Annotated in this window: 9 protein-coding genes and 1 riboswitch; of the genes, 3 read left to right on the forward strand and 6 right to left on the reverse strand. The window is 61.9% G+C overall.

Annotated elements, in window-relative coordinates; translation table 11 throughout:
• Positions 1-266: 266 nt before the first annotated feature.
• Positions 267-1,217, reverse strand: a complete 951-nt coding sequence (locus ATY78_RS19005; protein ID WP_088683865.1) for a nucleoside hydrolase — start codon at positions 1,215-1,217, stop codon at positions 267-269.
• A 683-nt stretch (positions 1,218-1,900) separates the two neighbouring features.
• On the opposite strand from ATY78_RS19005, the gene ATY78_RS28250 reads away from it, so the two are divergent.
• Entirely contained in the window at positions 1,901-2,230 is a 330-nt protein-coding gene (locus ATY78_RS28250) for a hypothetical protein (protein ID WP_141105654.1), read from the forward strand.
• A 118-nt stretch (positions 2,231-2,348) separates the two neighbouring features.
• Here the strand turns inward: ATY78_RS28250 and ATY78_RS19015 are convergent, their stop codons facing one another.
• Entirely contained in the window at positions 2,349-2,768 is a 420-nt protein-coding gene (locus tag ATY78_RS19015) for a cobalamin biosynthesis protein (RefSeq protein ID WP_088683867.1), read from the reverse strand.
• A 101-nt stretch (positions 2,769-2,869) separates the two neighbouring features.
• Here ATY78_RS19015 and ATY78_RS19020 point away from each other — a divergent pair, with 101 nt between their 5' ends.
• On the forward strand, positions 2,870-3,655 hold the full coding sequence (locus tag ATY78_RS19020; protein ID WP_088683868.1) for a TSUP family transporter: 786 nt from the start codon (positions 2,870-2,872) through the stop codon (positions 3,653-3,655).
• A 28-nt stretch (positions 3,656-3,683) separates the two neighbouring features.
• On the opposite strand, the gene cobO is transcribed toward ATY78_RS19020, so the two are convergent.
• From cobO to cobU, 4 genes are read right to left on the reverse strand one after another with little or no spacing between them, the layout of a single operon-like run.
• Positions 3,684-4,316, reverse strand: coding sequence for a cob(I)yrinic acid a,c-diamide adenosyltransferase (cobO, locus tag ATY78_RS19025; RefSeq protein ID WP_088683869.1), 633 nt, complete (start codon positions 4,314-4,316; stop codon positions 3,684-3,686).
• Complete coding sequence (gene cobN / locus ATY78_RS19030) at positions 4,313-8,278, reverse strand: cobaltochelatase subunit CobN (protein ID WP_088683870.1); 3,966 nt, start codon at positions 8,276-8,278, stop codon at positions 4,313-4,315. The genes cobO and cobN overlap by 4 nt, the downstream gene beginning before the upstream one ends.
• A gap of 9 nt (positions 8,279-8,287) precedes the next feature.
• Positions 8,288-9,337: a cobalamin biosynthesis protein CobW gene (gene cobW, locus ATY78_RS19035; RefSeq protein ID WP_088683871.1), complete on the reverse strand. Its 1,050-nt coding sequence runs from the start codon at positions 9,335-9,337 to the stop codon at positions 8,288-8,290.
• A gap of 4 nt (positions 9,338-9,341) precedes the next feature.
• Entirely contained in the window at positions 9,342-9,851 is a 510-nt protein-coding gene (cobU, locus tag ATY78_RS19040) for a bifunctional adenosylcobinamide kinase/adenosylcobinamide-phosphate guanylyltransferase (protein ID WP_088683872.1), read from the reverse strand.
• A gap of 299 nt (positions 9,852-10,150) precedes the next feature.
• Positions 10,151-10,545: riboswitch (cobalamin riboswitch) on the reverse strand.
• Positions 10,546-10,772: 227 nt separating this feature from the next.
• On the opposite strand from cobU, the gene ATY78_RS19045 reads away from it, so the two are divergent.
• The gene (locus ATY78_RS19045; RefSeq protein ID WP_088683873.1) at positions 10,773-12,563 is read left to right on the forward strand and encodes a chloride channel protein; all 1,791 of its coding nucleotides are present in this window, start codon (positions 10,773-10,775) and stop codon (positions 12,561-12,563) included.
• Positions 12,564-12,565: the final 2 nt, after the last annotated feature.

Here is a 12,565-nt window from a genome sequence, read left to right on the forward strand (position 1 = left end):
CGCCCGCCTGGTGCGCGCCAATCTCATGCACCGACGCAGGATCGACCGCCTGTTGCGACCCGCCGGCAGCCCACCAGCCAATCCCCAACAGATGAGCCTCCAATGGTGACCAAATTTAAACCGGACAGCAGTGGCCTTGTGCAGAGGATCTGCTGCCCTATCGAACGGAGGCAGATGCTCGGCACAAGGCCGAGCATGACGAAAGAGAAGTTTGCCGACCGTGTTGCGGTCTACGGTCAACCGCCGCGCAGCCCACCTTCAGGCACTCACCCACGAAGCAGCGTATTGCGGATCAGGCCGAGCACCTTTTCCGACTCGATCCCGGTGGCGACGACCTGGCTCGGCAAGCCATCCCAGTCGCCCGGCGGAAAGCGTCGGTTATCCGGCTTGATCACCGTCTGGCCATCGGCAATGCCGCCGCAGACAACGCGCACTGCGCCGGTGATCGTCTTAAACAGCTCCGGCGCCACGACATAGACCGAGGCGCAGCTGTCATGCACCATCATGCCGTCCTCGACCGCATGGCTGTAGAAATCGATGTAGGACTGCGAAAGGGCGTCAAGCAGCTTGATCGCCTGGTCGCCCTCGGCCGCCATCGCGCCGAGATAGCCGCGGCTCATCGTGGTGATCGAAGTGACGTCGAGGCCGATGACGACCACCTTCCACGGCGCCGTCATGACGATATCGGCAGCCTCGGGATCACCGTGGATATTGGCTTCGGCGACCGGCGAGACATTGCCCGGCACATAGAAATTGCCGCCCATGATGACGACGTCCTTGACGAGGCCCGCGATTTCCGGGGCTTCCTTCAGCGCCAGCGCCAGATTGGTCATCCGGCCGACGGCAACCAGCCTGACCTCGCCGGGATTGGCCCGCACCGTATCGATGATGAAACGGTGCGCCGGGCGCGGATCGAGCGGCAGATCGATCGTGTGAGGCACCTCGATATCGCCGAGGCCATTTTCGCCATGCACCATGGCCGGCCATTCCCGCTCGGCGCGCGCAGGATCGATCGTGACGCTCGCGCCCTTGGCGACGGGGGCCGGAATGTTCCATTCGCGCTTGAGGAAGAGCGCATTGCGCGTCGTCGTATCGACCGAGGCATTGCCGAAGACCGTGGTGATGCCGATCAGGTCGATCTCGGGATGGCGGTGCAGGAAAAGAAGCGCCATCGCATCGTCGACGCCCGGGTCCGTGTCATAAATGACCTTGTGCATGATTGTCCTCTAAATGTGAATCGCCAGTGTGAGTTGGTAAATTTAAACGAGCGTCGAATTGGATAGCAATTCCGCACATAATGTAAGGAGGCGTCTCCATTTGACGGCCTGGCGCCCAGAAAGAAGGCGCAGGCCCATCTCCTCAAAGAAATTGAAGAAAAATTCCGCCCACCTGAAGAACGTGAAAAAATAAAAAAATAAATATATCCGCCCTTTCGCGAGACATTTTTCGCCGATTAAGGCGATCAAACACGCCGCAATAGCCTGAAATTCTGCAAACCAATATAAACACATAGAAAAAATATAGACTAATTAAATAAATTAATGCAATATTAGTGGCAGAAAATAACATAAATCAATAGAGCTCCACAGCAGCATTGATATGGCATAATTCTGAAATCCGGAAGAAGGTAAAATCGCACTAAAAAATTCTATCCGTGAGGAAATCTTATGGGACACCCAGTTGAACCCATCTCAGAACTTAGAGATGCCTTAGAGGAGATCGGAGGACTATCCGCGTCCCTTGTGGCGTCTCATAGGGCAGCAGATTCCCTTAGTGAGGGAGAAACAAAAAGGAAAATCATGGATGGTCTTGAGCGTGCTTTGGAGCATTCTGAAAAAATATTTGAATCCTTGCAGCAGGCTAGAGAAAAGATGTCGTGGCGTTTTCGCTAAGGTGGCCAATGTCCGAACATCTACGCGAAAGTAGAACACCCTTTGAAACGCGAGCGTCATCGCTTGCTCTGGAGGCGCAAAAAGCACACGCAGACATAGCGCGCAGCTCTGATGAAAACAGAGCATCACGGCTTTTTATTATGAGGTATATTGTGCTTATATATACAGCCGCACTCTTTTTTATTGGCGCAACCACAATAATCGGCGGATTTTATACGAAAAACATCACAGACGCAGCTACAAGTTTGAAAGAAACAGCAACAACTTTAGTGCTACCGGTTGTCACACTTGTATTAGGATATTATTTTGGAAGAGAGGGTCGAGAGACAAATAAATAGGCAAAGACCAAGCCACTGCTGCGAACGAAACTTACCTGTGGGCTGATCCTATCGGTCATGGGTTTGCGGAATCGCTGACCTTCCGTACGACCGTAACATGCCGCCACCATAACGCCCGTCAGGCTTTCCGCAAGCCGATGCGAGCAATCGCCGCCGTCGCATGCGGGGATTTGATCTTGCCGAGGATCAATTCCGCATCCGCACCAAAAGCCGCCAGCGCCGCCGATTCCGCCACGCCATGGCAGCCGACGCGGGCAAAGACGATAGCGGAGGGATTTTTGAGCCGCGATGTTTCCTGCTCCAGCCGCGGCGCATCGAAGAAAACCGCCGGCGCGGCAAAATGGCCGGCAACCGCAAGGATCGCCGCCTCGTTCCTGCGGCTGTCGATGGAAGCGATGGCGGCAAGCTCCTCCCCACCGATACCGGCTGCCTTCAACGCCTCGACGGCGAGCGCCAGCACCTCCGCAGGCGGCGTCCCGCGCTCGCAGCCGAGCCCGAGCACATGGCGCCTTACCGTATCGAAGGGAATCTCGCTCATAGAAGCCGTCGAATGCGCCCCACTGTGTCCGTACAGCCATTGCAGCTTGGGGCGGCAAATGCAACAACGCCACCCGAACGCTCCCGCCTTGGAATAGCATCTTGCCTGACATTGCCCTCCATCTGCTTCTGCTGCTCTGTGCAGCTGCCTTCTTTGCCGGTTTCATCGATGCCATTGCCGGCGGCGGCGGCCTGATCACCGTCCCCGCCATGTTGATCGCAGGCATACCGCCGCTGCAGACGCTCGGCACCAACAAGGTGCAGTCGATCTTCGGCTCTGCCTCGGCAACGATCGCCTATGCCCGCAAGGGCCATGTGCAGCTTCAGGAACAGCTGCCGATGGCGCTGATGGCCGTCATGGGCGGGGCGCTCGGCGCCGCACTCGCGACGATCGTGCCCGGAGAGGTGCTGCAGGCGATCATGCCGGTGCTGCTCTTGGCGATCGCGATCTTCTTCGCCGTCAAGCCGAACCTCGACGATCTCGACAAACACCGGCTCATCACACCCTTTGCCTTCGGCCTCACATTTGTGCCGGCCATCGGCTTTTACGACGGCGTCTTCGGCCCCGGCACCGGCTCTTTCTTCATGCTCGGCTTCGTCACGCTTGCCGGCTTCGGCGTGCTGAAGGCCACCGCGCACACCAAGCTTCTCAATTTCGGATCGAACCTCGGCGCGCTCATCGTCTTCGCAAGCTTCGGCGCGATCCTCTGGAAAATCGGGCTGCTGATGGGCGTCTGCCAGTTCCTCGGCGCGCAGCTGGGCTCACGGCTCGCCATGCGCATCGGCGCAAAGCTCATTAAGCCGCTGCTCGTCATCGTCTGTGTCGCCCTTGCGATCAAACTGCTGGCCGACCCAGCAAATCCGCTGCGCGTCTGGCTCGGCGTTTAACCCCCGAAGTTCATATCGTCGATATCGGTCAGAACTCCACGCCCGGCTGCCCCTTGATGCCGGAGCGGAAGGGATGCTTGATCAGCTCCATCTCGGTCACGAGATCGGCGATCTCGATCAGCTCGTCCTTGGCGTTGCGCCCCGTCAGCACGACATGCGTCATATAGGGCTTTTCGGTCTTCAGGAATTCCACCACCTCGTTGATATCGAGATAGTCGTAGCGCAACGCAATGTTGATCTCGTCGAGCAGCACCATGGAATTGCGCTCGTCGCGGATCAGCTCTTTGGCCTTTTCCCAGGCCGCACCCGCAGCCGCGACATCGCGCGCCCGGTCCTGCGTCTCCCAGGTAAAACCCTCGCCCATCGTGTGGAACTGGCAGACATCGGAGAAATGCTTCTCGATCAGATCCCGCTCGCCCGTCCACATCGCGCCTTTGATGAACTGGACGACGGCAGACGGCTTGCCGTGGGCGATATGGCGGAAGATCATGCCGAAGGCGGAAGACGACTTGCCCTTGCCCTTGCCGGTGTGGACGATGATCAGCCCCTTCTCATCGGTCTTGGTCGCCATGATCTTATCGCGGGCGGCCTTCTTCTTCGCCATCTTCTCGGCGTGACGGGCATCGTCCTTTTCGGCTGGTACGACTGGCTCTTCGGTCATGGCTGGCTGCCTGCTCTTTTCCTGGTTTCGTTGATATCAGTAAGATCGAATTGCGCCGAGTTGCTGCGCGGCGTCCAGAGCTTGCGCTCGATCGCCTCCATGAGCCGTTCCTTCATCTCGGAAAGCGCCGCCGGGTTCTTCTCGGCCATGAAATCACGCACCTTGGGATCGGCGACGAAGGCCTGATAGACCGCCTCGAAATGATGGTTGCCGACAGCACCGGTCGTTGCCGCAAAAGCAAAGAGATAGTCGACGGTCGCGGCAATCTCGAAAGCGCCCTTGTAGCCATGGCGCATGACGCCCTCGATCCATTTCGGATTGACGACACGCCCGCGCACCACGCGCCCGATCTCTTCTTCCAGAGAACGGATGACCGGTTTTTCCGGCCGCGAATGATCGTTGTGATAGATCGCCGGCCGTTCCCCGCCAAGCGCTTCGGCGGCTGCCGCCATCCCACCTTCGAACTGGTAATAATCGTCACTGTCGAGCAGGTCGTGCTCGCGATTGTCCTGGTTCTGCACGACCGCCTGAATCGAGCGCAGCCGCTCTTCGAACACGCCGCGCTCGGCCCGTCCCTCCTCGCCCGCACCATAGGCATAGCTGCCCCAGACGAGATAGGCTTCGGCCAGATCGGCCCGCCGCTCCCAGCCCTTCTCGTCGATCAGCGCCTGCAGGCCGGCGCCATAGGCACCGGGCTTCGACCCGAAGATGCGATACCCCGCCCGCTTCGCCGCCGCCTTCTCATCTAGCCCGGCAGCCGCCAGCCGCGCCATCTCGCCGCGCATGCGCCCTGCAATCGGATTGTCGGCGACATCTTCCTCCAGCGCGCCGACAGCGCGGATCGCCTTGTCGAACAGCGCGATCTGCTCGGGAAAAGCATCGCGGAAGAAGCCTGATATGCGCAGCGTCACATCCACCCGCGGCCGCCGCAGCATGGCCGGCGGAATGATCTCGTAACCGGTGACGCGCCGCGAAGCCATGTCCCAGACCGGCTTCACCCCGATCAGCGCCAGCGCCTGGGCGATGTCATCCCCGCCGGTGCGCATGTTCGACGTACCCCAGGCCGTCAGCCCGAAGGAAACCGGCCATTCGCCGTGATCCTGCACATAACGGCGGATCAGCAATTCCGCGGATTTCTTGCCGAGCTCATAGGCCGCCGGTGTCGGCACCGCCCGGCTGTCGACCGAATAAAAATTCCGCCCCGTCGGCAACACGTCAGGCCGCCCGCGCGTCGGCGCACCGGATGGACCGGGCGGCACGAAACGGCCGTCGAGGCCGCGAAGCAGGCTGGCGATCTCCACCGGGCCGCAGGCGAGGATGGAAGGCTTGAGACAGGCTTCGATCTCGTCGAGCACGGCTCTGGTTTGGGGCCAGAGGGTTGGGCACTCCATGTCGCCTGAAACGAGCTTGGCGGCGAGCAGTTCGATCCGCTCGACGGTATCGCCGTTGCTGCGCCAGGGGGCGTCGGTGACATCGGCGAGGATTGATGGGCGCGGACCAGTCCAAAGGGCAGCCATGTCGCAATCGAGAGGGTCAAAAGAAAACCCCTCCCCAACCCCTCCCCACAGGTGGGAGGGGCTAGCTGGGCGCGCCGGCTCCACCTCGTCTATAGCCACGGAGGTAGCCGCAAGCTCGACGGCAAGCCCCTCCCCCTTGTGGGGAGGGGTTGGGGAGGGGTTCTCCAACACATCCCCAACAATCGCCCGCTGCAAACTCGCATTCCCACCCTCACCCAGCCCACGTGGCACCCGCGCCAGCGCCACGGTGAGATCCGTCAGCAGCCGCCCTTCCGGCGAGACCCCGAACACATGCAGCCCATCACGGATCTGCATTTCCTTGAGATCGCAGAGATAGGCATCGAGCTTCTTCAACGCCTCGCCTTCGCTCTCACCCTTGGCAATCCCTGCATCCCGATCCAGCCCGATATCGGCAACAAGCTCGAGGATCTGCCGGCTCAGCAATCGGATACGCCTGGGATCGCCGCCCGAGGCCTCGTAATATTCATCGACCAGCGCCTCCAGATCCTTGAGCGGCCCATAGCTTTCCGCCCGCGTCAGCGGCGGCGTCAGATGATCTATGATGACGGCGGCGGTGCGGCGCTTGGCCTGCGTACCCTCACCGGGATCGTTGACGATGAAGGGATAGAGATGCGGCAGCGGCCCGAGGATCGCTTCGGGGTAGCACGTCTCCGACAGCGCCAGCGCTTTGCCCGGCAGCCATTCCAGATTGCCGTGCTTGCCCATGTGAATGACCGCATCGGCGCCGAACTCTTCGCGGAGAAAAGCATAGAAAGCAAAGTAGCCGTGCGGCGGCACCAGATCGGGCGAGTGATAGCTCTCCTTCGGATCGATGTTATAGCCGCGCGCCGGCTGGATGCCGACGAGCAGCCCGCCGAAGCGCGCAAAGGGCAGCGCGAACGCGCCATCCCGCAGATAAGGATCGGCCTCGGGATCGCCCCAGCGCGCCGTCACTTCATCCTGAATCTGATTGGGAAGAGAGGCAAAGAAGCTCTTGTATCGACTCAGGGAAAGCCTCTCGCGCACCACCTTATCGTCGAAGCCGGAATTGGTCGGCCCCATCATCAGATGCCGCATGAGCGCATCGCCATCGGCGGGAATATCGGCGATGGAATAACCGGCCCTCTCCATCGCCCGCATCACCTCGATGGTGCCTGCAGGCGTATCGAGGCCGACGCCATTGCCGAGCCGCCCATCACGGTTCGGATAATTCGCCATGATGAGCGCGACACGCCGCTCCGACACCGGCCGCTGCCGCAGCCGCGCCCATTTGGCGGCAAGCGCCGCCACGTAACCCATTCGTCCGGCATCCGGCTCGCTGGAAACGATATTGGCCTCGACCGCGGCATCATAACGGGCGGCCGCCTTGAAGGAGACGGCGCGCGACAGCACCCGGCCATCCACCTCGGGCAGCGCGACATTCATGCCGAGATCGCGGGCCGAGAGCCCTTGCGACGAGGCAGCCCAGGCCTCCCGCGACGAAGCGGAAAAGATCGCCTGCAGCACGACGGCGTCATTCGCCTCAAGCACGGTCGGCTCGCGATCCGCGCCGGGGGCGGAGACGGCAAAGCCCGTGGTGTTGATGACGACATCGGGTTTGAGGTCAGTGAAGATGGATTCGAGAATGCCTTTGGAGACGGGGTCCTTGAGGCTGTAGGCGAAGACCGGCAGGGGATTAAGGCCTCTTGCTTGCAACGCTTGGATCAAGGCTTCGACGGGTTTGGTTTCGCCGCTCTGGACGAGGGCGCGGTAGAAGGCGATGGCGACGACGGGGCGGATCGTAGGTTCGGTTTCCACCTCTTCTGTCGAACAGGCAATGCTCCCGTCTGCCGTCGAGGTCGTGGCTGCGGGAGAAACGCCAGAAACCAGCCCCTTCCACTCCTCAACCCCAACCAGTCCCCGCCCCGGCCACCAGATCCCCGCCTTCATCAGCGGCGCAGCCGGCGCCGGCTTCTCCTCGCCCGAAAGCATCGCCGCCGCATAGGCCAGAAAGCCCCGCGCATTGGCGTCACCACCTTCGATCAGATAGCCCCACAGCGCATTCAAATCCTCCAACGCCACATTCGAAAACGGCGTCAATCCCGCATCCGGTTTGGAATCCCCCGGCAGCACCGCAATCAGCGCCCCGTTCCGCGCCGCCACCGCATGCAACGCCTCCAGCGCATAGTGAAAATAGCTCGCCCCACCCAACGCCCGCACGATGATCAGCTTCGCATGCCGCGCCGTCCGTTCAACGTATGTATCGACCGACATCGGATGCTTCAGGCTCATCAGGCTCGCAAGCCGCAGCGAATACCCTGTCGCCCCGCCGGCATGAGCCGCGGCAATTGCCGCGAGCTCGGTATCGGCAGCCGAGAGGAACAGGATATCACCCGGCGACTGGCCGAGGTCGATCGCCTCGTCGCCATCGCTGATCGTTCCCTGCTGGGCCAGAAGCAGATGCATTCTCTATCCTCAGACGAGCGCTTCGATCGCCTTGCGCACCGCGTCCTGATCCATCTCGTGCAGGCCGATGACGACGAGGCGCGTGCCGCGCGTTTCGCCCTGCGCCCAGGCGCGGTCGAAATACTGGTCGATACGGACACCCACGGCCTGCAGCTGCAGGCGCATCGGCTTGCCGGAGACGTCGATGAAACCCTTCAGGCGCAGCACGTCATGCTCGGCGATGATGCTCTTCAGCTTCTCGACGAAAGTAGCCGTATCGGCGATTGCACCGAGTTCGACGATGAAACTGTCGAACTCATCGTGGTCGTGCGGCTCGCCGTCCTCATGCTCCAGCTCGTGATGGGACTTGCGGTTGGCGATATCGTCTTCCGTGCCGATGCCGAGGCCGAGCAGCACGCTGGCCGGCACCTCGCCATTCCTGGCTTCGATCATCACCGGCTTGCGGGCGATGCGCGAGGCGACTTCGCTCTTCACGCGGCCGAGCCCGTCGGCGTCGATCAGATCGGTCTTGTTGAGCACGATCAGGTCGGCGCAGGTCAGCTGATCTTCGAAGAGTTCCTCGATCGGGCTTTCATGATCCAGCGATTCATCCTCGGCGCGGCGCGCATCGACGGCATCGTGATCGTCGGCAAAACGGCCGGCCGCGACGGCGGCGCTATCGACCACGGTGATGACGCCGTCCACGGTGACTTCGCTGCGAATATCCGGCCAGTTGAAGGCGGCGACGAGCGGCTGAGGCAGGGCAAGGCCCGAGGTTTCGATGACGATATGATCCGGGCGCTGGTCGCGCTCCAGAAGTTTGGTCATGGTCGGAATGAAATCGTCGGCGACCGTGCAGCAGATGCAGCCATTGGTCAGCTCGATGATGTCGTCCTCGGTGCAGTTTTCCGCGCCGCAGCCCTTCAGCACATCACCGTCGACGCCGAGATCGCCGAACTCGTTGATGATGAGCGCGATCTTCTTGCCGCCGGCATTGGTGAGCAGGTTGCGGATCATCGTCGTCTTGCCGGCGCCGAGAAAGCCGGTGATGACGGTTGCGGGGATTTTCTGCTGGTTCATGCACTTAACCCTTCATTTTCAGCGACAGCCCTGCCGCGACGAAATAAACTTCCGCAGCCTTCGCCGCGATCATCTGGTGCAGCCTTCCGGCATGGTCGCGAAATTCCCGCGCCATGCGGTTCTCCGGCACGATGCCGAGGCCGACTTCATTGGAAACGATGACGAGCCGCGCCTTCGCCTGCGGCAGAAAGGCGGCAAGCGCCGCAGCCTGAACCGCGATATCGCGCCCCTCCATCATCAGATTGGTGAGCCACAGCGTCAGGCAATCGACCAGGATCGCCCTGCCCTCGCCATCGATGGCCGCAAGCCGCTCGGCAAGCTCCAGCGGCTCCTCATGGGTGATCCAGGAGGGGCCACGATCGTCCTTGTGCTGGTCGATACGCGCCTGCATCTCATCGTCCCAGGCCCGGCCGGTCGCGATGTAATGACGATCGAGGCCGGTCGCGATGATGAGGTTTTCGGCGAAGCGGGATTTGCCGGAGCGTGCGCCGCCGAGGATGAGGGTGGTGGTCATACTGAAACAACCCTCCGAGAGAAGGCAAGGCGGCGCCACGTCCCTCTTCTCCCCAGCGGGGAGAAGGTGCCGGCAGGCGGTTGAGGGGGTGAGCGGCGAAGCCGCGAATGCACTGAGCGCAAGTGAAGGGCAAAAGGACGGAGGTGCCGCGCGGCCCCCTCATCCGACCCTTCGGGCCACCTTCTCCCCGCTGGGGAGAAGGGAAAATCTATACGCACCACACAAGGCAGCGCTGAATTCAGTCGTTCAGCCAAAACAACCTCCGTGCTGGCAGCGGGCGCTTTGCCCAGGGGTGGGCTTTTCGCCCGGCACGGGATGGCAGGTCTCCTGGCTCGCGGGTATCGGCCGCGATCGGGGCAAACCGTTTCCGGTCGCCCTGATCGTGCCGGCGGATCTGCCTCGCCTTCCCGGCTGCATTGGCGAAGAGGTGGACGATTCGTAGAAATAGAGGCGTCCGGCCCCGGTTGATCACCATGCATGTCCAGTGGCTTTTCCGGCATCTCCTCCGCTCCGCCCGCCCGCACCATTGCTGGCTGCCGGCGAAAAGGGCTCGATGCCGGATGGAAGACCCTGACCGCTCTACAGTCGCGGGGTCGGCTGTGATGAAGACGCCCGGTTTGGGTCCGCCCGTCACATTCCCTTTTCATCCGGAAGGGCGCAACGCCGATCCGGAACCATCCGTTATGTCAGGATGGTTAGGCAAGCCGGGGATTGAAGTCAACCGGCCTTCGCGGCTGCTCTCGGCGCGGATTACCTGCGGCTTCCAAGCCAATACGACTGACTCTACCGGAAATATCGTCTTTTATCAGAGGCTTACGTCATGAATATTTGATCGGCGCGCCGGCTTTTCGCCGCAATTCCGTTGCAAGCGGACTGCACTGTCGCCCTTGACCGGGTCTCTCCCCGCCTAGTTGTCTAGCCATGCTTATGAAATTGGATCGGCGCCGCCTGCGCGCGCTGCGTGTTTTCTTCGACCCGGGGCGGCTGCGCGCGCTGACCCGCCGCAGCGAGGTCGGCCTGTCGCTGGCGGGCGCCGTCGTCGGCATCGCCTCGGGACTTGCCGTCACCGGCATGAGCTTCGTTTCCAATGAACTGCACCAGCTGGTCTTCGGTATCTCGGACGACGAAAGGCTGAGTTCATCGCTGATCGACGACAAGCTGCTGCTGCTCACCGCTCCCGTCATGGGCGGCCTGCTGCTCGGGCTGCTGTTCTTCGTGCTGGCGAAACGGCGAAAGAAGCCGATGGTCGACCCGATCGAGGCCAATGCGCTGCATGGCGGCCGCCTGTCGCTCACCGACAGCATCATCGTCGCCGTGCAGAACCTGATTTCCAACGGCTTCGGCGCCTCCGTCGGCCTGGAGGCCGGCTATACCCAGCTTGCCGCCGGCCTCGCCTCGAAATTCGGCCTGAAGCTGCAGCTTCGCCGCTCCGACCTGCGCGTCCTCGTCGGCTGCGGCGCGGCCGGCGCGATCGCCGCCGCCTTCAACGCACCGCTGACCGGCGCCTTCTATGCCTTCGAGCTGATCATCGGCACCTATACGATCGTGTCGCTGACGCCGGTCGTCACCTCCGCCCTCGTATCCACGCTCGTCGCAAGACTGCTTGCCGAGGGTGATTTCACCATCGATATCGGCAGCTTCGGTTCGGTCGTGCCGGCCGACTATGTCCCGGCCCTGCTGCTCGGCGTCTTCTGCGCCGGCGTCGGCATCCTCATCATGCAGGGCGTCGCCTTCGTCGAGGAGCTGGCGCGCAAGAGCTCCATCGCTCCGCCTTTCCGGCCGGCGCTCGGCGGCATCATCGTCGGGCTTCTCGCGATGATCTCGCCGCAGGTGCTCTCGGCCGGCCACGGCGCATTGCATCTCAACCTGTCGCGCGATGTCGCGATTCCCGCGCTGATCGGCCTCTTCCTGCTGAAATCGCTCGCCTCGGCGATCTCGATCGGCTCCGGCTTCAGAGGCGGCCTGTTCTTCGCCTCGCTGTTCATGGGCGCCCTGCTCGGCAAGCTCTTCGCCTATTGCGGCCCCTATTTCGCCGATGCGACGCTGACGCCTGCGATCTATGCCGTGGTCGGCATGAGCTCGCTTGCCGTCGCCGTCATCGGCGGCCCGCTGACCATGACCTTCCTGGCGCTCGAAATCACCGGCGACTTCCCGATCACGGCGCTGGTGCTCGCCGCCGTCATCACCTCCTCGCTCGTCGTGCGCTCGACCTTCGGCTACTCCTTCGCCACTTGGCGCTTCCACCTGCGCGGCGAAAGCATCCGCAGCGCCCACGACGTCGGCTGGATCCGCAACCTGACGGTGGACAAGCTGATGCGCGCCGACGTCAAGACGGCACGGGCCGGCATCTCGCTCGAAGAATTCAAGCAGGCCTTTCCGATCGGCTCGACCCAGCGCGTCATCCTCGTCGAGGAGAGCGAAAAATATGCCGGCCTCGTTCTGGTCCCGGAGATCTACGCCAACCCGACCGACGTCCAGGATGAGGGCAAGGCGCTTTCCGATTTCATCCGCTACCGCAACGATTTCCTGCAGCCGCAGATGAACGCCAGGCAGGCGGCGGCGATCTTCGACAAGACCGAAAGCGAAGCGCTTGCCGTCGTCAACAACCTGATCGAGCGCAAGGTGGTCGGCCAGCTCAGCGAAAGCCACACGCTGCGCCGCTACAGCGAAGAGCTGGACCGCCGCCGCCGCGAGGTGTCGGGCGAGATCTGAGC

The organism is Rhizobium sp. R635, from assembly GCF_002211285.1.
Taxonomy (GTDB): domain Bacteria; phylum Pseudomonadota; class Alphaproteobacteria; order Rhizobiales; family Rhizobiaceae; genus Rhizobium.